This window comes from Microbacterium oleivorans, from assembly GCF_001691565.1.
Lineage (GTDB): Bacteria > Actinomycetota > Actinomycetes > Actinomycetales > Microbacteriaceae > Microbacterium > Microbacterium oleivorans_B.
Genome location: NZ_MAYO01000003.1, coordinates 553,878 through 571,856, shown reverse-complemented (window position 1 = coordinate 571,856; position 17,979 = coordinate 553,878). Strand labels below are relative to the sequence as shown.

Annotated in this window: 17 protein-coding genes and 3 tRNA genes; 10 read left to right on the top strand and 10 right to left on the bottom strand. The window is 68.8% G+C overall.

Going from position 1 to position 17,979, the window contains the following annotated elements; genetic code table 11:
- Positions 1-2 precede the first annotated feature (2 nt).
- The 6 genes from dusB (at position 3) to BBA86_RS05505 (ending at position 6,328) form a co-directional block, all read left to right on the top strand.
- Complete coding sequence (dusB, locus tag BBA86_RS05530; RefSeq protein WP_065572195.1) at positions 3-1,163, top strand: tRNA dihydrouridine synthase DusB; 1,161 nt, start codon at positions 3-5, stop codon at positions 1,161-1,163.
- Positions 1,135-2,532 (top strand): deoxyguanosinetriphosphate triphosphohydrolase, encoded by a 1,398-nt coding sequence (locus tag BBA86_RS05525; RefSeq protein WP_223247032.1) that lies wholly within the window; start codon positions 1,135-1,137, stop codon positions 2,530-2,532. Before dusB ends, BBA86_RS05525 begins: the two co-directional genes overlap by 29 nt.
- Positions 2,532-4,382, top strand: coding sequence for a DNA primase (dnaG, locus tag BBA86_RS05520; RefSeq protein WP_065570648.1), 1,851 nt, complete (start codon positions 2,532-2,534; stop codon positions 4,380-4,382). Before BBA86_RS05525 ends, dnaG begins: the two co-directional genes overlap by 1 nt.
- A gap of 79 nt (positions 4,383-4,461) precedes the next feature.
- Positions 4,462-5,229, top strand: coding sequence for an ATP-binding cassette domain-containing protein (locus tag BBA86_RS05515; protein WP_189318426.1), 768 nt, complete (start codon positions 4,462-4,464; stop codon positions 5,227-5,229).
- Positions 5,230-5,290: 61 nt separating this feature from the next.
- Positions 5,291-5,366 (top strand) — tRNA-Asn (locus BBA86_RS05510).
- Positions 5,367-5,536: 170 nt separating this feature from the next.
- The gene (locus BBA86_RS05505; RefSeq protein WP_065572193.1) at positions 5,537-6,328 is read left to right on the top strand and encodes a DUF4328 domain-containing protein; all 792 of its coding nucleotides are present in this window, start codon (positions 5,537-5,539) and stop codon (positions 6,326-6,328) included.
- 3 nt (positions 6,329-6,331) lie between these two features.
- Here BBA86_RS05505 and BBA86_RS05500 read toward each other — a convergent pair whose 3' ends face one another.
- Both BBA86_RS05500 and def read right to left on the bottom strand, forming a co-directional pair.
- Entirely contained in the window at positions 6,332-6,721 is a 390-nt protein-coding gene (locus tag BBA86_RS05500; RefSeq protein WP_065570647.1) for an ester cyclase, read from the bottom strand.
- Between the two features lie 10 nt (positions 6,722-6,731).
- Positions 6,732-7,298 (bottom strand): peptide deformylase, encoded by a 567-nt coding sequence (gene def, locus BBA86_RS05495; protein ID WP_083199470.1) that lies wholly within the window; start codon positions 7,296-7,298, stop codon positions 6,732-6,734.
- Between the two features lie 41 nt (positions 7,299-7,339).
- Between def and BBA86_RS05490 the strand changes: the two genes are divergently transcribed.
- Both BBA86_RS05490 and BBA86_RS05485 read left to right on the top strand, forming a co-directional pair.
- Positions 7,340-8,416: a DMT family transporter gene (locus tag BBA86_RS05490; protein WP_065570646.1), complete on the top strand. Its 1,077-nt coding sequence runs from the start codon at positions 7,340-7,342 to the stop codon at positions 8,414-8,416.
- Positions 8,417-8,430: 14 nt separating this feature from the next.
- Positions 8,431-8,504, top strand: a tRNA-Ile gene (locus BBA86_RS05485).
- Here the strand turns inward: BBA86_RS05485 and BBA86_RS05480 are convergent.
- Together BBA86_RS05480 and BBA86_RS14535 are read right to left on the bottom strand one after the other, a co-directional pair.
- A complete protein-coding gene (locus BBA86_RS05480; RefSeq protein ID WP_083199468.1) occupies positions 8,502-9,071 on the bottom strand; it encodes a hypothetical protein in 570 nt (189 codons plus the stop codon). The two genes, BBA86_RS05485 and BBA86_RS05480, sit on opposite strands and share 3 nt — an antisense overlap.
- Positions 9,072-9,186: 115 nt before the next feature.
- On the bottom strand, positions 9,187-9,330 hold the full coding sequence (locus BBA86_RS14535) for a hypothetical protein (RefSeq protein WP_189318425.1): 144 nt from the start codon (positions 9,328-9,330) through the stop codon (positions 9,187-9,189).
- Between the two features lie 200 nt (positions 9,331-9,530).
- Between BBA86_RS14535 and BBA86_RS05475 the strand changes: the two genes are divergently transcribed.
- Positions 9,531-10,034 (top strand): DUF3145 domain-containing protein, encoded by a 504-nt coding sequence (locus tag BBA86_RS05475; protein ID WP_065570645.1) that lies wholly within the window; start codon positions 9,531-9,533, stop codon positions 10,032-10,034.
- 168 nt (positions 10,035-10,202) lie between these two features.
- Here BBA86_RS05475 and BBA86_RS05470 read toward each other — a convergent pair whose 3' ends face one another.
- The 6 genes from BBA86_RS05470 to aceE form a co-directional block, all read right to left on the bottom strand.
- A complete protein-coding gene (locus tag BBA86_RS05470; protein WP_065570644.1) occupies positions 10,203-11,441 on the bottom strand; it encodes a beta-ketoacyl-[acyl-carrier-protein] synthase family protein in 1,239 nt (412 codons plus the stop codon).
- A 50-nt stretch (positions 11,442-11,491) separates the two neighbouring features.
- The gene (locus BBA86_RS05465; RefSeq protein ID WP_065570643.1) at positions 11,492-11,740 is read right to left on the bottom strand and encodes an acyl carrier protein; all 249 of its coding nucleotides are present in this window, start codon (positions 11,738-11,740) and stop codon (positions 11,492-11,494) included.
- A gap of 69 nt (positions 11,741-11,809) precedes the next feature.
- The gene (locus BBA86_RS05460; protein ID WP_065570642.1) at positions 11,810-12,811 is read right to left on the bottom strand and encodes a beta-ketoacyl-ACP synthase III; all 1,002 of its coding nucleotides are present in this window, start codon (positions 12,809-12,811) and stop codon (positions 11,810-11,812) included.
- The gene (locus BBA86_RS05455; protein WP_065572190.1) at positions 12,808-13,725 is read right to left on the bottom strand and encodes an ACP S-malonyltransferase; all 918 of its coding nucleotides are present in this window, start codon (positions 13,723-13,725) and stop codon (positions 12,808-12,810) included. The genes BBA86_RS05460 and BBA86_RS05455 overlap by 4 nt, the downstream gene beginning before the upstream one ends.
- Before the next feature lie 87 nt (positions 13,726-13,812).
- The gene (locus BBA86_RS05450) at positions 13,813-15,015 is read right to left on the bottom strand and encodes a PucR family transcriptional regulator (RefSeq protein ID WP_065570641.1); all 1,203 of its coding nucleotides are present in this window, start codon (positions 15,013-15,015) and stop codon (positions 13,813-13,815) included.
- Between the two features lie 8 nt (positions 15,016-15,023).
- The gene (aceE, locus tag BBA86_RS05445) at positions 15,024-17,750 is read right to left on the bottom strand and encodes a pyruvate dehydrogenase (acetyl-transferring), homodimeric type (RefSeq protein WP_065570640.1); all 2,727 of its coding nucleotides are present in this window, start codon (positions 17,748-17,750) and stop codon (positions 15,024-15,026) included.
- Between the two features lie 150 nt (positions 17,751-17,900).
- On the opposite strand from aceE, the gene BBA86_RS05440 reads away from it, so the two are divergent.
- Positions 17,901-17,976, top strand: a tRNA-Val gene (locus BBA86_RS05440).
- Positions 17,977-17,979 lie beyond the last annotated feature (3 nt).

Below are 17,979 nucleotides of genomic sequence, written 5' to 3'. Positions count from 1 at the left end.
ATATGTCCACTACCCTCGCTCCGCCCGCGCCCCTGCGCATCGGGCCCATCACCCTCGACGCGCCCGTCGTGCTGGCGCCCATGGCGGGCATCACCAACACCGCCTTCCGACGCCTGTGCCGCGAGTACGGTGCCGGGCTCTATGTCAGCGAGATGATCACCACTCGTGCTCTCGTCGAACGGAACGCGACGACGATGCGTCTGATCCGCCACCACGAGTCGGAGACCCCGCGGTCGATCCAGTTGTACGGCGTCGATCCGGCAACCGTGGAGGCCGCCGTCCGGATCATCGTCGAAGAGGACCACGCCGATCACGTCGATCTCAACTTCGGGTGCCCCGTTCCCAAAGTGACGCGGAAGGGCGGTGGCGCGGCGCTGCCGTGGAAGACGGACCTGTTCCGCGAGATCGTCGAGCGCGCCGCGAAGGCCGCGGGCGCTGTCCCGCTGACGGTGAAGATGCGAAAGGGCATCGATTCCGACCACCTGACCTACCTCGAGGCCGGCCGGATCGCCGAGGGCGCAGGCGTCGCCGCCGTCGCGCTGCACGCGCGGACGGCGTCCGAGTTCTACTCGGGGCACGCCGACTGGTCCGCGATCGCGACGCTGAAGGAGACGGTGACGAGTGTCCCCGTCCTCGGCAACGGCGACATCTGGTCGGCGGAGGACGCTCGGCGCATGATGGCCGAGACCGGTTGCGACGGCGTCGTCGTCGGACGAGGATGCCTCGGCCGCCCCTGGCTCTTCGGCGACCTCGCGCGCGAACTCGGCACCGGGCATGCTGCCGATCCCGTCGACGCGACCCTCGGGTTCGTGGCCGCGGCGTTCCGACGCCATGCGGAGTTGCTGGTGGAGTTCTTCGAGAGTGAGGACCGCGGCTGCCGCGACATCCGCAAGCACGTCGCCTGGTACTTCAAGGGGTACCCCGTGGGCGGGGACCTCCGCGCCAAGCTCGCGACGGTGTCGAGCCTCGAGGAGATCGACGAACTGCTCGCGACCCTCGACCTCGAGGCGCCGTACCCCGGTGCGGCCGCCGAGGGCCAGCGTGGGCGTGCAGGCACGCCGAAGCGTCCGGCACTGCCCGACGGCTGGCTGGACTCGCGCGAGATCGGGCACGCGGCATCCACCGCCCTCGCTGATGCGGAGCTCGATACCAGTGGCGGCTGAGACGGTGACCGGCGCGAGCGTGGGGATCGCCGCCGGACGTCCCACGGGCTACGACGACCATGATGCCGAGCGGTTCCACCCCGAGAAGCACCGTTCCCTCCGCGACGGGTTCGCGCGCGATCGGGCGCGTGTGCTGCACTCGGCGGGGTTTCGTCGTCTGGCCGCCAAGACCCAGGTGCTGAGCCCAGCGAGCCCCGACGACTTCGCGCGCAACCGTCTGACGCACTCGCTCGAGGTGGCGCAGGTCGGCCGCGAGCTCGCGATCGCGCTCGAGCTGTCGCCCGACGTGGTCGACACCGCCTGCCTGAGCCACGACCTCGGGCATCCGCCCTTCGGGCACAACGGCGAGCGCGCGCTCAACGAGTGGGCCGAGGACATCGGCGGCTTCGAGGGCAACGCGCAGTCGCTGCGCATCCTCGCCCGGCTCGAGCCGAAGGTCGTCGACGACGACGGTGCGAGTTTCGGACTCAACCTGACGCGAGCGAGCCTCGACGCGACGTGCAAGTACCCGTGGACGGCCGACCACGCGATCCCCGACCCGGGCGGGCGCCAGAAGTTCGGCGTGTACGCCGAGGACGAGGCGATCTTCCACTGGATGCGGCAGGGTGCGCCCGGCCGGGTGCGGTGCATCGAGGCCGAGGTCATGGACCTCTCGGATGACATCGCCTACTCGGTCCACGATTTCGAGGACGCGGTGCTCAACGGCTACCTCGACCCGCGGCGTCTCGCGGACAGCCGCGAGCGCGAGTCGCTCCTCACGGCGATCCAGTCGTGGGTCGGACTCGGCTTCAGCCGGGACGAGCTCGCTGATGCGATGTACCGGCTGGTGCGGCTGCCCGAGTGGATGACGGAGTTCGACGGTACGCGCGCCTCGGTCGCACGTCTGAAGAACTTGACGTCGGACTTCATCGGACGCTTCGCGCGCGCCGCAACGGCCGCGACGCGCGAGCACTACGACACCCCGGCTCTGACGCGGTATCGGGGACGCATGATCGTGCCGCGCGTGATCGAGGCCGAGATGGCGGTCCTCAAGGGCACGATCGGTGCATTCGTCGTGTCGATCGATGGACGGAAGGGGCTGTACAAGGAGCAGCGTCGCGTGCTGAAGCGGCTCGCGTCGGCGCTCCTCGAGCGTCCCGAACACCTCGATCGCGTACACGCCGTGGACTTCGCCGCGGCGCAGACGGATGCCGAGCGCAAGCGGGTCGTCGTCGACCAGGTCGCGACTCTGACCGACCGCTTCGCGATCGAATGGCACTCCGCGCTCGTAGGTCCCGTCGACCTGCGGGAGCTCGGTCTGTGGCCCGCCGGGTCGCGCGTCGTCGCGAACCCCGGGTACGCGCTGCCCGAACCGATCGAAGGTCTCTGATGGCCCGCATCCGTCAAGCGGACGTCGACGAGGTGAAGGCGCGCACCAACATCGTCGACATCGTCGGTGAGCGCGTCGCGCTGAAGTCCGCCGGTGTCGGGTCGATGAAGGGGTTGTGCCCGTTCCACGACGAGCGGAGTCCCAGTTTCAACGTCCGGCCCCAGGCCGGGTACTACCACTGCTTCGGATGCGGTGAGTCGGGCGACGTGTACTCGTTCCTGCGTGCCATGGACCACCTGACGTTCACCGAGGCCGTCGAACGGCTCGCCGCACGGATCGGCTACCAGCTGCACTACGAGGATGGCGGCGCCGCGCCCGAGACGAGCGGACGCACGCGGCTGTACCAGGCGAACACGGCCGCCGCCGAGTACTTCCGTTCGCAGCTCGCGACCGCAGAGGCGGATGCCGGGCGTCGGTTCCTCGGTGAGCGCGGGTTCGACGCCGGCGCCGCGGCGCATTTCGGGGTCGGGTACGCGCCCAAGGGCTGGAACAACATGCGCGACGCCCTCCGTGCCCAAGGGTTCAGCGACGAAGAGCTCGCGACGGCCGGGCTCGTATCCCAAGGGCAACGCGGCGTCTACGACCGGTTCCGCGGACGCGTGGTCTGGCCGATCCGCGACCTCACCGGGCAGACCATCGGGTTCGGCGCGCGCAAGCTCTACGACGACGATCAGGGACCGAAGTACCTGAACACCCCCGAGACCCCGATCTACAAGAAGGCGCAGGTCCTCTACGGACTGGACCTGGCGAAGAAGGACGTGTCGCGGTCTCACCGCGTGGTGGTGGTCGAGGGCTACACCGACGTCATGGCGTGCCATCTCGCCGGCATCACGACGGCCATCGCGACCTGCGGAACGGCGTTCGGTTCGGACCACATCACCGTCCTCCGCCGGGTCATGGGTGATGACAGTGCGTCAGGTGAAGTGATTTTCACGTTCGACCCGGATGCCGCGGGTCAGAAGGCGGCATTGCGCGCGTTCGCCGACGAGAAGCGTTTCGCCGCCCAGACGTACGTCGCGGTCGCGCCCGACGGCCTCGACCCGTGCGACCTGCGGCTGAATCGTGGCGACGGCGCTGTGCGGGCGTTGATGGACGCCAAGGCGCCGATGTTCGAGTTCGTCATCGATCAGAAACTGGCGGGATTCGACCTGCGCAGCGTCGAGGGGCGCGTGGGTGCCTTGCGCGCCGCGGCGCCGATCGTCGCCGAGATCCGCGATCCGTCGCTGCGGCCGGGGTACACCCGCGTCCTGGCGCGCAAGCTGGGTATGGATCTGAGCGAGGTGACGCCGGCGGTCGAACGGGCAGCACGGGGGAGTCACACTCCTCGCGAGCGCGGGCCTGCTCCGGCTGAGGCGCCCGGCGAGGGCGCGGCTCCGGTCCGCGTGACGATGGCGAGTCTGCCGCGCACGGCGAGTGCCACTCTCGAGAGGGACGCGCTGATGGGGGTCCTGCAGTACGGCCACGTCCTGGATGCCGATGAGGTGGATGCTGCCCTCCAGATCCCGATGGAGCATCCCGCACTCGAGGCGGTCCGGAACGCGGTCATCGCACAACCGGATCGATCGCGGGTGGGATGGTCGACGGCGGCCGTGGACGCGACGCGCGAGCCGTACCGCGGGCTCGCCGCGGAACTGCTGACGTCTTCCTTCCCCGCGTTGACGGAGGTCGAAGCGAAGACCTCCGCTCGCGCGATGTGCCGACGATTGCGGCTCCGGGCGATGGACCGCGAAAAGGCCGAACTGCTCGGCGAGGTCCAGCGGGTGTCGCCGGAGTCTGAGCAGGGCCGTGCGGTCCGGGTCGCGCTCCGGGACCTGGATCAGCGCCGACGGACCCTCGCCGACTCCATTTGAGTGCTGGACGAGTCCCGCACGGTGGCGCGGAACCGACGCCGACTGGCATCACGGGCGCGGAAGGATGAGGATGGATCCCATGCCTCGAGTGACCGACCCGGACGCCGCAATCTCCTGCTCGGACCTGTCGATCGCCCGGCTCTCCGCCGACACGCGTGTCGTCGACGGGGTCTCCCTGCGGGTGATGCCCGGTGAGACGATCGCCGTCATGGGCGCGACCGGCTCGGGGAAGTCGAGCCTCGCATCGGGCCTCGCGGGTGCCGATCATCGTGACCTGCGCGTCGTCGGCGGCACCGGGGAGGTCGCAGGCATCTCCCTGCGGGCGCGTGGTCGGGCACGCCGAATCCGCAGCTTCCGGACGGGCCACCTCGCCCAGGGCGTCAATTCCGCGCTGCCGTCGAGGCTGACGATCTCCGAGATCGTGGCCGAGCCCATCACGGCGCGCGACCGCCGCGTCAACGAGCGCGCGCTCGCCCTTCGGGTCGCCGCACTCCTGGATGAGTTGCAGCTGCCCATCGGCGCTTCCGAGAAGTACCCCTACGAGCTCAGTTCGGGGATGCGCCAGCGCGTCGCGATCGCACGGAGCCTCGTCCTCGACCCGAAGGTCCTCATCGCCGACGAGCCCTATGCGAACCTCGATGTGGATGTCCGCCCGGCTGTTCGTGACGCGCTCCTGCGACGCACGGACGACGGGATGGCTCTGCTGGTCGTGACGAACGAGCGAGATCTCGTGACCGATCTGGGTGCCCAGGTCCTCATCCTGCGTGCCGGACACCCCGTCGGCGTCGGGCAGTCTCTGGAGGACGTGCTCTGGACCCCTGATGAGGCGACACGCATCGGCGGCTGATGTCACGAGCACCCCTCGGGCTTTGCTACGATTGTGTGGTTGCCCGGTGATGGGTGACTGATCCTCGGTAGCTCAATTGGCAGAGCAATCGGCTGTTAACCGATAGGTTCTTGGTTCGAGTCCAAGCCGGGGAGCCAACAGAAAGCCCGGGCCTCGCGAGGTCCGGGCTTTCGTGATCCGCCGCGTCCTCATCATCCCTCCCGCGAAAGCGCAGCCTGCGATCGGTGGCGACGAGGACGCCTTCGTGGGGCTGTGCGGACCCGATAGGGTTCAGAGCGCGTTTCAGGATCACGCGGGGGGAATCACGATGACGGATCACACGAGCACGCCTGCCGGATGGTATCCGACGCCGCACGCGGGCAACGAGCTGCGTTACTGGAACGGCACGGAGTGGACTGCTCCGCCGTCGGCTGTTCCTGCGGCGCAGCCGGTGCTCGCGGGTACCGGCGGTCCGACCCACCCCGTGGGGTATTCGCTGGCCGCGCCTCCGATCGTCCGTCCTCTCCGTGGCGTCGCGAAGGCCACCCGCATCCTCCTCCTCGTCGGTGCGGTCTTCTCCGTCCTGACCGTCCTCGTCGAGGCATGGGGTCTCGTCGCGGTCGAAGGATTCACCAGGGGGATCGCGCCGCTCTCGGACCTCGAGCTCTACGACACCTTGTCGGGCTTCATCGGCTTGGGATCGGGGGCGCTCCTGCTGGCGGCGGGGATCTGCTGGCTCGTCTGGCAGTACCGCGCTGCGGTACGGGTCCGCGCGATCACGCCCGCTGCGACGCGTCGCACCCCGGTGTGGCACGTCGTGTCGTGGTTCATTCCGGTGATCGCGTGGTGGTTCCCGTTCCAGAACATGAAAGATCTCGTCGTGGCGGCACGCGCCGCCGTGTCGCCCGGGATCCTCGGCACATGGTGGGGCCTGTGGATCGCCTCGACGGCGATGGCGTCGTTGTCCGGAAGGCTGTCGTGGAACGCCAGCAGCCTCTCGGATTACCCGGCCGTGATGTCCACGTCCCTGTTGGGGGAGCTGCTGTCCATCGCCGCGGTACCGCTGGCCATCATGGTCCTCACCCGCGCGACCGATGCCATCGATCCGGCAATGCGCTGACGCTCACGCGGTGAGCTGAGCCCGCACCTCGGCGTCGCCGGATCCGCTCGAGGCGACGATCCGGCCACCGTCGAGTCGCAGGAACTGGAACTCCGCGACGTTCACGTGGCGGCGGGTCGGCAGGATGCCGCGCCACGGCCCGCTGTGCGTGCCGCTGCCACGGAGGTGGGCTGCGATTCGGTCGTCCTCGGCGACGAGCTGGATCGTCTTCCACCGCCAGTCCGGGAAGCCGTGGAAGAGATCCGCGAGGTCGTCGATCCACGCGTCTGCGCCAGCCGCGAGGTGAGCGCGCCGGACGGCGGGGTCGAGGAGCGCGCGGACGGCCGCGAGATCACGTCGATTGCAGGCGTCGAGATACTCCTCGAACCACCCGTGCAGTTCCCACGGCTCCACGCGGGGCGCCTCAGGCGTCGAGGTCGTCGACGCCCGGCATCCAGCTCTGCCCAGGCTTGCCCCAGCCGCGCTTGCGCGCGATCTTCTGCGTCGTCTTCCAATCGGAGTCCGACAGTCGGTCGATGTAGAGGATCCCGTTGAGGTGGTCGAACTCATGCTGCATGATCCGGGCGCGCCAGCCGTCGACACGGATGCGGACGTCGCCGCCGTCGAGGTCGGTGCCGGTGACGAGAACGTCGTCACCTCGACGGAGCGGGAAGCGCTCACCGGGGAACGACAGGCATCCCTCCGACTCGTCGTCCGGGTCGGGCGAGCCCGGCTCCGGGGGCGACATCCAGAGCTCGGGGTTGATGATCACACCACGCCACGGGGCACCATCGTCGTCCTGGTACGAGTAGGTGTAGATGCGGAGCCCCACGCCCACCTGTGGGGCTGCGAGTCCGACGCCGGGAGCGGCGTCCATCGTCTCGAACATGTCGGCGACGAGGGTGCGGATCTCGTCCGTGATCTCGGGAACGGGAGCGGCGACGGAATGGAGGACGGGTTCGCCCATGATGCGAATCGGAAGTACGGCCACGTCAGAAGCCTAACGAGGCCAGAGCCGGGTATCGTCGAGGCGTGATTCACGCCGGAACACCGATCAACGATCTCACCGATGAGCTGGTGGGCGTGTTCGGGAACCCGGCGATCCTCATCGGCATCCCCCTGGCCGTCGTCGGCGCGGTCTTCATGTCGTTCGGTGCGCAGTACCAGCACCGCGGCGTGCAGAAGGTCGAGAGGCTGACCGCTCAGGCCGGCGTCTCGGGGTTGACGGGAGGTCAGCTGCTCCGGCTGCTGAGCCGGCCCTCCTGGGTGCTCGGTACCGTCATGCTGGGGCTCGCGATCGTGTGCCAGCTGGCGGCGCTGTCGTTCGCGCCTCTGATCCTGGTTCAGCCGATCGGTGCGATCTCTCTGGTGATCACGACGCTTCTGAATGCGAGGATCAGCGGGCACAAGCCCACGCGACGGTCGATCACCTCGATCGCGCTGTGCGTCGGCGGTATCTTCATCTTCGTCACGGTCGCTGCACTGTACGCGACGGAGCGCCCGATCAGCGACGGACAGCTCCTGACCGTCCTCGGTATCCTGCTCGGTGTCGTCGTCATCCTCGGCGTGCTGTGGGGAACGCTGCGCAAGCGGATGCGGGCGCTGTTCTACATCGTGGCTGCGGGCGTGGTCTACGGCTTCGTCGCAACGCTCGCGAAGGTCGTCATCAACCGCATCTCGAACGGCGATTTCGAGTGGCTCACCGTGCTGTGCGTCGTCGCCCTGCTCGCGGGTACCGCGATGGGCGCCTACTTCGTCCAGACGGCGTACTCGTCGGGTCCGCCGGACCTCGTGATCGCGGGTCTCACGGTCATCGACCCGATCGTCGCCATCGTCATCGGTCTCGCGGTCCTCAACGAGGCCCAGGGCGCGCCGCTCGGCGCGTACATCGGATTCGCGATCGCCGGAGCCCTTGCCGTGACGGGGGTGTTCCAGTTGGCGAGATACCACCCGCAGGTGGTGAGCGAGAGCCAGGAGATCCCGATCACCCGCGGCAGCGGTGACGCCGACCGCGACGCGCCCTCGACGGGTTCGGTCCGCATCACCGAAGCCGTCGCGAAGGTGTGGCCCGATCCGCCCGTGAAGGACGACGACCGACGCAAACGCTAGAGTCGTCTCCACAGGGGGCGGTGGCCAAGCTGGTCAAGGCAGCGGGCTCATAACCCGACGATCGTGGGTTCAAGTCCCACCCGCCCTACCGATTCCGACGCTGGACCGCGTCGTACGACGGTTGTCGAACGGCGCTCACCCAGCGATACATACGCGCTCCGGGCAGAACATTCCGCCCCGCGTCGAAACGGACGTCCGGGTCCCCCCGGCGGCTGTCCAGGCTCAGAAGCGCGAATGGATGCCACGAGCCGCCCGGCGTGGCGAAGGCCAGAGAAAGGCGCCATGTCTCGTCGGTCAGGATCCTCGAGATGGCCGGTACGCCGGCGGGCAGCGACGGTCGGAGCGGCCGCGCTCGAAGGAGGATCGCCCCCGCGCCGCCGCGGTAGGGGATCAGCGTCGTGAAGACACCCCGCGACGGGATCCAGCGCGGCACGAGGGCGAACCGCCACGGGACTCCTGACCCGGTCGACGCGAGCTCGATGTCGGCGTGCCCGTCGTCCGTCTCGACGCGGAGGGCGAGTCCGAGGACGTCGGGGAACGCATCCGGCAATCCCAGCGATCGGGAGTACCGGGCTGTGACGCGCGCCCGGGCGCCGGTCGGAGGCTCATCGATCCACGCGATCCCCGCGACGCGGTCGCGGTTCCCCCAGAACACGTCTCCGCTCAGGGGGAGCCCGCGCGGATGAATGGGGCGCGGAGCGCGTAGACGTTGCAGCCGTAGAAAGGCATGCCGCAAGGCACGACCGACCAGGACGGCCGGAGTTCTCACGTCAGTCGTCCTGGTCGTCCTCGGTGACCTCGTCGCCGGCGCGCGCCGCGTCGTCCTTCACCTCGTCGCTGACAGCGTCGGTGGGGGGTGCGTCATCGGCGTGGGCGTCTTCGGAGTGCCGGGTGTGCGGGATGTTGTCGCTCATGATGATCCTTTCGATGGAGCGTTCAGCCTGCCCCCGTGATCGCCGGCGGCCTACGGGGTTGACGAACCTGCGACGACCTGGTGTTACACGGTTGTGATTCGTCGGGGAAATGGGCGATAATGGCCGCACAACCAGATATCCGGCCAGCACTCTCCATCAGGTCGTAGGGGAAGACGTACCTGAACGAAACGGAGAGATCGATGGCCACACCTCACGCGCGCGGAGTGATCTTCATCCACTCCGCGCCACGCGCGCTGTGCCCCCACCTGGAGTGGGCTGCTGGTCGTGCCCTCGGGCACGCCGTCAGCTTCGACTGGGCCGATCAGCCCGTCCAGCCCGGCAGCCGCCGTGCGGAGTTCTACTGGGAGGGGCCGGTGGGCAGCGGCGCCGCCCTGGCCACCGCCATGCGCGGATGGGAGCACCTCCGCTACGAGGTGACAGAGGACCCGACCCCCCGAAGCGACGGCGGACGTTGGCTCCACACGCCGAGCCTCGGCATCCACTACGCGCAGACGGATGCCTCGGGCAACGTCGTCGTGGGGGAGGACCGCATCCGATACGCCATGGAGATCGCCGCCGGCGACATGAGCGAACTCCAGCGTGAACTCGACGTCGCGCTCGGAGCCTCGTGGGACGAGGAGCTCGAGCCGTTCCGTCACGCGAGCGACGACGCACCCGTCGTCTGGCTCCACAAGGTCGGTTGAGACGAGTCCGAGCGGTCGGACACTCTACGCATGAAGGTTTTCAGGCGGGGCGGATGGGCCTCGACCGGCTTCGGACGGCTTCCCGGAGACCGGGGCGGCTACCGCCCCGCCTGATCTGAACGACGAACGCCCCCGGTGGCTTCCCGGGGGCGTTCGTCGTGTTCGGGGTCAGACCGAGCGGAATGCCACGACGGCGTTGTGACCGCCGAAACCGAACGAGTTGCTGATCGCCAGCTGGTCTCCGTCGCCCAGGCCGACCGCGTCGCCCGAGAAGCGGAACGGGACGGCCGGGTCGGGCTCGGTGATGTTGATGGTGGGGGGCGCGACGCGGTCGCGGAGCGCAAGAACGGTGAACATCGCCTCGAGTGCTCCCGTGCCGCCCAAAAGGTGACCCGTGGACGCCTTCGTGGCCGACACCGGCATCTCGTCGACACGGTCGCCGAAGACGGCCTTGAGGGCGACGTACTCGTTCGGGTCTCCGACCGGAGTCGAGGTCGCGTGCGCGTTGACGTGGGTGACGTCGTCCGGTGAGGCATCCGCCATCTCCAGCGCGAGCCGGACGGCGCGTGCCGCACCCGTGCCCTCGGGGTCGTTGGCGGTGATGTGGTACGAATCGGCGGTGACGCCACCGCCCACGAGCTCGGCGTAGATCTTCGCGCCGCGAGCCTTCGCGTGCGCCTCGGTCTCGAGGATGAGGACCGCCGCGCCCTCGCCCATGACGAAGCCGTCGCGGTCGATGCTGCCGGGACGGGATGCCGTCGCGGGAGAGTCGTTACGGCGCGAGAGCGCCTGCATCGAGGCGAACGACGCGATCGTGATCGGGTGGATCGCCGATTCGGTGCCACCGGCGATGACGACGTCGGCGAGACCGGCGCGCATGTGTTCGAGGGCGTTGACGATCGACTCGGTGCTCGATGCGCACGCGCTCGCGAACGTGCGAGCGTAGGCGCGAGCGCCGAAGTGCAGCGACAGGTTCCCGGCCGCGGCGTTGGGCATGAGCATCGGGACCGTCATGGGCATGACGCGCCGCGGGCCTTTCTCGCGCAGGGTGTCCCACGCGTCGAGGAGCGTCCAGACGCCGCCGATCCCGGTGGCGAACTCGACCCCGAGACGCTCGGGGTCGACCTCCGGCGCTCCGGCATCCTCCCATGCCTCTTTCGCCGCGACCATCGCGAGCTGCGACGACGGGTCGAGGCGCTTGGCGACGGGACGCTCGAGGACGGTCTCCGGCCGCACCTTGGCCTCGGCAGCGAAGGTGACGGGCAGCTGGTACTGCTCGACCCAGTCGTGCTCGAGCGTACGGGTGCCGGACGCTCCGGCGAGGAGTGCCTCCCAGCTCTCGCTCGCGGTGCCGCCGATGGGGGAGGTCGCACCGATGCCGGTGACGAAGATTCGCGTGTTGCTCATGGTTCCCTCGTGCTGCTCCGGTGGGGGCGGACCCCCACCGGACGCGCGGATCAGGCCTGGTTGGACGAGATGTAGGTGACGGCGTCGCCGACGGTCTTGAGGTTCTTGACCTCGTCGTCGGGGATCGTGACGCCGAACTTCTCCTCGGCGTTGACGACGATCGTCATCATCGAGATCGAGTCGATGTCGAGGTCGTCGGTGAAGGACTTCTCGAGGGCGACCTCGTCGGCCGAGATGCCGGTCTCGTCGGTGATGAGCTCGGCCAGGCCGGCGAGGACCTCGTCGTTGGTGAATGCCATGGGATTTCTCCTTCTGTGGGGGTCGGCCCAGCCGGGCCGGTAGTCAGTTTAGGTGGGGGACGGCCATCGTCACGGGAGGACGACGACCTGAGCGCCGAACACGAGTCCGGCGCCGAAACCGATCTGCAGGGCGAGGCCGCCGCTGAGCTCGGGGTGCTCTTCCAGAAGACGGTGGGTCGCCAGCGGGATGGATGCCGCCGACGTGTTTCCCGTCGTCTCGATGTCGCGGCCGATCACGACGGACTCGGGAAGCTTCAGCTGCTTCGCGAACTCGTCGATGATGCGCATGTTGGCCTGGTGGGGGACGAACGCGGCCAGGTCGTCGGGGGTGATGCCGGCGGCCTCGATGGCCTGACGCGCGACCTTCACCATCTCCCACACCGCCCAGCGGAAGACGGTGGGCCCTTCCTGCCGAAGCGTCGGCCACGGCGCGACTCCGTCGCGGAACTCGGTCAGCGTGTGGTTCATGCCCACGGCATCCGCCTTGGAGCCGTCCGATCCCCAGATGGTGGGACCGATCCCCGGCGTCTCGCTCGGCCCGACGACGACGGCGCCCGCGCCATCCCCCAGGAGGAACGAGATCGACCGGTCGGTCGGGTCGACGACGTCGCTCAGCTTCTCGGTGCCGATGACGACGGCGTAGTGAGCGGCACCCGCGCGGATGAGGGCGTCCGCCTGCGCGACGCCGTACGCGAACCCTGCGCACGCGGCGTTCAGGTCGTACGCGGCCGCGGGGTTAGCGCCGACGCGGTCTGCCACGATCGCCGACACCGAGGGGGTCTGCTTCGGGTTCGAGATCGTCGCGACGATGACCGCGTCGATCTTGTCGGCGGCGATGCCCGAGCGCTGGATGGCCTCTGAGGCGGCGTCGGCGGCGAGGTCGATCGCGGTGGTCCCGGCATCCGCTCGTACTCGCGTGATGATGCCCGTGCGCTGGCGGATCCACTCGTCGCTCGAGTTGATCGGCTCGATCAGATCCTCGTTGGGGACCGCGTTCTCGCCGCGTGCGGCACCGTAGGCGTAGATGCGGGTGTGGGCTGCGCCCGTCGGCTGGATCAGCTGGGGGGTCATGCGTTCTCTCCGGTCAGGAGGGCGTTCGCGGCGGCGAGGTCCTCAGGCGTTTTCACCGCAACAGACGGTACGCCGCGCAGCCCGCGCTTGGCGAGTCCGACCAGGGTGCCCGCCGGAGCGAGCTCGATGATGCCCGCGACGTCGTTCTCCGCGAACGAGGCCATGCAGAGGTCCCATCGGACGGGGTTGGCGACCTGCGCGACCAGGAGGTCGAGCGCCGCGCGCCCATCCGCCACGGTCCCGCCATCGCGGTTGCTCCAGAGCGTCAGCGAAGGGTCGGATGCCGCGACCTCGGCGGCGGCGGTGCGGAGGGTGTCGACGGCAGGCGCCATGTAGCGCGTGTGGAACGCGCCGGCGACCTGCAGCGGGATCACTCGGCTGCCGCGCGGTGCTTCGGCCCCGAGCGCGGTCAGGGCCGGGAGCGCCCCGGCGGCGACGATCTGTCCGCCGCCGTTGTAGTTGGCGGGGGTCAGGTCGAGCTCTTCGAGGCGGGCGAGGACGGTGGCCTCGTCGCCGCCCACGACGGCGCTCATGCCGGTTTCCTCGAGAGCGGCGGCTTCGGCCATGGCTCGTCCGCGGATGCCGACGAGGCGCATGCCGTCCTCCTCCGTCAGGACACCGGCGGCGACCAGTGCGGCGATCTCTCCCACGGAGTGACCGGCGACGCCGTCGGGCCGGAGGCCCGCGTCCACGAGCGCGCGCCAGGAGAGGAGGCTCGCGGCGACGATGAGCGGCTGAGCGACCTTGGTGTCACGGATGCGGTCGGCATCCCATTCGGTTCCGGCGGCGACCAGGTCGACGTCGGCGTACGCGGAGTACTGCTCGAGCAGCGCACGCGTCCCCTCGGTCTCGAGCCACGGCGTGAGGAACCCGGGGGTCTGGGAGCCCTGGCCCGGGAAGACGGCAATGATCACGATGTCCATCCTTGCAAGTTCGAGTCGGCGATGCTGTCGGTCAGCGCACAAGAAAGCGCGATCCGTTTGTTCGAGTCGTACAGGAGATCAGCTGCGGCGCACCGGGCGGCGGCGGGTCACATCGCCGCCGATCGATCCGAGGATGAGCGCCGTCTGCAGGATCAGTGCTTCCCTGGGGCCCGTGGCGTCCCAGCCGATGACGTCCGAAACCCGCTTCAGGCGGTAGCGGACGGTGTTGGGGTGCACGAAGAGCTCTCGAGCGGTCGCTTCGAGCGAGCGGCCGTTGTCGAGGTAGCTCCACAGAGTCGTGACGAGATCGGTGGAATGCGACTGCAGCGGCCGGTAGATCCGTTCGATGAGCGTCGCCTTCGCGAGCGGATCGCCCGCGAGGGCGCGCTCGGGAAGCAGATCGTCCGCGTCCACGGGACGCGGGGCGTGACGCCAGGACTTGGCCACGGCGAAACCCGCGAGCGCCGCACGCGCACTGGTGCCGGCGTCCAGGAGAGCGGGAGCCGTCGGGCCCAGTACGAGATGACCGCTTCCGAACCCGGGCTCGAGGCGGGTCGCGATCTCGGTGAAGGGGAGCTCCTCGGCATCCTCTCGTCCTGCCTGATCGGCGCGACCGATGACGAGGACCAGGCGGGAGCCCTGCACTCCGATGAGTACATCGACGCCGAGCTTGCGCGCGGTGCGGCGCACCTGGTCGACGTCGAGCTGCGGAGGAGTCGTCCCCACGAGGACGGCGACCTCGCCGTGACCGTGCCAGCCGAGCGCGGCGATACGGCTGGGCAGTTCCTCGTCCGCTTCGCCGGTGAGGATCGAGTCGACGACGAGGGCTTCGAGGCGGGCATCCCACAGGCCGCGCGCCTCTGCAGCCCGGGCGTAGACGTCCGCCGCGGCGAAGGCGACTTCGCGCGAGTAGAGCAGGATGCTCTCGCGGAGGCCGTTGCCCTTTCCGGCGACCCGCTCCTCCGTCGTCTCGACGGTCACTTTGATGAGCTGGAGCGTCTGCGTGAGGCTGATGCTCCGCAGCAGCTCGCGCGGTGCGGAGGCGAAGACGTCGGCCGCGATCCACGGCGTCGAGTTGGGGTCGTCGTACCACTCGACGAAGGACGAGATGCCCGACTGGGCGACCAGACCGACCGCCGACCGGCGCCCCGGAGGCATCTCGGCGTACCAGGGAAGGTACTCCTCGAGCCTCCGGAGCGTCGTCGTCGCAAGATCACCCGAGATCCGGCGGAGCCACGCGAGTGTCTCCGCCTTCTCCTGAGCGGTCGGGCGTTCGGTCATCTCGCGGGTCAGGCTTCGCCGCCCGCGTTGCCGGACGTGCCGGCGTTGACGTCGTGCAGGCGGTACTTCTCGATCGCCTGAGCGGACAGGCCGCGGTCGACGACACCCTCGTCCGCCAGCGCCTGCAGCGTCCGGACGACGATCGACGGACCGTCGATCTTGAACTGCCGGCGGGCGGCCGCACGGGTGTCCGAGAAGCCGAAGCCGTCGGCGCCGAGCGTCGCATAGCGGCGGGGGACCCATTGGCGGATCTGGTCCTGGACCGCGTGCATGAAGTCGCTCACGGCGACGACCGGGCCCTCCGAGTCGCGGAGCTTCTCGGTGATGTATGCCGTCTTGGGCTCGTCGGACGGGTGCAGGAAGTTGTGCTCGTCGGCGGCGAGACCGTCGCGGCGGAGCTCGGTCCAGCTAGTCACCGACCAGACGTCCGCCACGACACCCCAGTCGTCCTTGAGGAGCTTCTGCGCCTCGTGGGCCCACGCGAGACCGACGCCCGATGCGAGGATCTGGGCGCGGTGTCCCTCGCCCTCACCGGCCGAGACGCGGTGGATGCCGCGGACGATCCCGTCGACGTCGACGTCCTCCGGCTCCTTGGGCTGGACGATCGGCTCGTTGTAGACCGTGATGTAGTACATGACGTTGGGGTCCTCGTGCTCCCCGCCGTACATGCGCTCGAGTCCGGACTGCACGATGTGCGCGATCTCGTAGCCGTAGGCCGGGTCGTAGGACACCGTCGCCGGGTTGGTCGACGCGAGCAGGTGCGAGTGACCGTCGGCGTGCTGGAGGCCCTCACCCGTGAGGGTGGTGCGGCCGGCCGTGGCACCGATGATGAACCCGCGCGCCATCTGGTCGCCGGCGGCCCACTGGGCGTCGCCGGTTCGCTGGAAGCCGAACATCGAGTAGAAGACGTAGACCGGGATCAGCGGTTCGCCGTGGGTCGCGTAGGACGTGCCGACACCGGTGAAGGCGGCGAGAGCGCCGGCCTCGTTGATGCCGACGTGCATGATCTGACCCTGCGGGCTCTCCTTGTACGCCAGGAGCAGCTCGCGGTCGACGGAGGTGTAGTTCTGTCCGTTCGGGTTGTAGATCTTGGCCGTCGGGAAGTACGCGTCCATGCCGAACGTGCGTGCTTCGTCGGGGATGATCGGCACGATGCGGTGGCCGAAGTCCTTGGCGCGCAGCAGGTCCTTCAGCAGTCGCACGAACGCCATGGTGGTGGCGACCTCCTGCGTGCCCGACCCCTTCTTCGGCAACGCGTAGACGCTGTCGTCGGGGAGGGTCAGCGCGGTGAACGTGCTGCGACGCTGCGGGAGCGTGCCGCCCAGCGCCCGTCGACGCTCGACCATGTACTTGATGGTCTCGTCCTCGGCACCCGGGTGGTAGTACGGGGGCTCGTACGGGTTCTCCTCGAGCTGGGCGTCCGTCAGCGGGATGTGCATCTGGTCGCGGAAGAGCTTGAGGTCGTCGAGCGTCATCTTCTTCATCTGGTGCGTCGCATTGCGCCCCTCGAAGTGCGGGCCGAGACCGTAACCCTTGACCGTCTTGGCCAGGATGACCGTGGGCTGGCCCTTGTGCTCCATGGCGGCTTTGTACGCCGCGAACACCTTGCGGTAGTCGTGGCCGCCGCGCTTGAGGTTCCAGATCTGCTCGTCCGAGTAGTCCTTGACGAGAGCTGCGGCGCGCTCGTCGCGGCCGAAGAAGTGCTCACGGACGTACGCGCCGTTCTCTGCCTTGTACGTCTGGAAGTCGCCGTCCGGCGTGCTGTTCATGAGGTTCAGCAGCGCGCCCTCGGTGTCGCGGGAGAGCAGGTCGTCCCACTCACGGCCCCAGACGACCTTGATGACGTTCCAGCCGGCACCGCGGAAGAAGCTCTCGAGCTCCTGCACGATCTTGCCGTTGCCGCGGACGGGCCCGTCGAGCCGCTGGAGGTTGCAGTTGATGACGAAGGTGAGGTTGTCGAGTCCTTCGTTGGCGGCCACCTGGAGCTGGCCGCGGCTCTCGACTTCGTCCATCTCGCCGTCGCCGAGGAAAGCCCAGACGTGTGCGTCGGAGAGGTCCTTCACGCCGCGGTTGGTGAGGTACTTGTTCGTCATAGCCTGGTAGATGGCGTTGATCGGACCGAGACCCATCGAGACGGTCGGGAACTGCCAGTAGTCCGGCATGAGGCGCGGGTGCGGGTAGGAGGGCAGACCGTGGGGTGCTGCGGATGCCTCCTGGCGGAACCCGTCGAGCTGCTGAGTCGACAGACCGCCCTCGAGGAATGACCGGGCGTACATGCCGGGGGAGGCGTGACCCTGGAAGAAGACCTGGTCGCCGCCGCTCTCGTGATCGGGGCCGCGGAAGAAGTGGTTGAAGCCGACCTCGTACAGGGCGGCCGACGATGCGTACGTGGAGATGTGTCCACCGACACCGATGCCCGGGCGCTGCGCACGGTGAACGGTGAGGGCGGCGTTCCAGCGGATCCAGCTGCGGTAGCGGCGCTCGACCTCTTCGTCGCCCGGGAACTCGGGCTCGCTGTCGACGGGGATCGTGTTGATGTAGTCCGTCGTGGGCACCTGCGGCACGTTGAGGTGCAACTCACGCGAGCTCTGCAGCAGGCTCAGCATGATCTCGCGGCCGCGGCTCGCTCCGCGGGCGTCGACGAGTTGGCGCAGGGAATCCTGCCACTCCGACGTCTCTTCCGGGTCGCTGTCCTGCGGGCCCTGCGAGTACGGATCCTGATCGTTGACAGTCACAAGAGGCCTTTCGTCGCCTGGCAGATCGTGCCAGGAAGGAGGGATCGAGCGAGGGCGCGCTTGTTCGCCGCGCACAACTCGCTTGTCTTCAGCCTACCCATACGGTCCCGGTGCTGGACGCCGCTGCGTCCCCGTAGACTCGGGAGGTCAGGGCCTTTAGCTCAGCTGGTAGAGCGCCACGTTTACACCGTGGATGTCGTCGGTTCGATCCCGGCAGGGCCCACCACCG

Excerpts from the sequence above, each read along its gene's own strand:
- BBA86_RS05505 (WP_065572193.1), top strand. The coding sequence starts at position 5,537 with ATGACGGATCACACGAGCACGCCTGCCGGATGGTATCCGACGCCGCAC.
- BBA86_RS05460 (WP_065570642.1), bottom strand. The coding sequence starts at position 12,811 with ATGACCCCCCAGCTGATCCAGCCGACGGGCGCAGCCCACACCCGCATC.
- dusB (WP_065572195.1), top strand. The coding sequence starts at position 3 with ATGTCCACTACCCTCGCTCCGCCCGCGCCCCTGCGCATCGGGCCCATC.
- BBA86_RS05475 (WP_065570645.1), top strand. The coding sequence starts at position 9,531 with ATGGCCACACCTCACGCGCGCGGAGTGATCTTCATCCACTCCGCGCCA.
- BBA86_RS05470 (WP_065570644.1), bottom strand. The coding sequence starts at position 11,441 with ATGAGCAACACGCGAATCTTCGTCACCGGCATCGGTGCGACCTCCCCC.
- dnaG (WP_065570648.1), top strand. The coding sequence starts at position 2,532 with ATGGCCCGCATCCGTCAAGCGGACGTCGACGAGGTGAAGGCGCGCACC.
- BBA86_RS05465 (WP_065570643.1), bottom strand. The coding sequence starts at position 11,740 with ATGGCATTCACCAACGACGAGGTCCTCGCCGGCCTGGCCGAGCTCATC.
- BBA86_RS05525 (WP_223247032.1), top strand. The coding sequence starts at position 1,135 with ATGCGGAGCTCGATACCAGTGGCGGCTGAGACGGTGACCGGCGCGAGC.
- BBA86_RS05450 (WP_065570641.1), bottom strand. The coding sequence starts at position 15,015 with ATGACCGAACGCCCGACCGCTCAGGAGAAGGCGGAGACACTCGCGTGG.
- BBA86_RS14535 (WP_189318425.1), bottom strand. The coding sequence starts at position 9,330 with ATGAGCGACAACATCCCGCACACCCGGCACTCCGAAGACGCCCACGCC.
- BBA86_RS05515 (WP_189318426.1), top strand. The coding sequence starts at position 4,462 with ATGCCTCGAGTGACCGACCCGGACGCCGCAATCTCCTGCTCGGACCTG.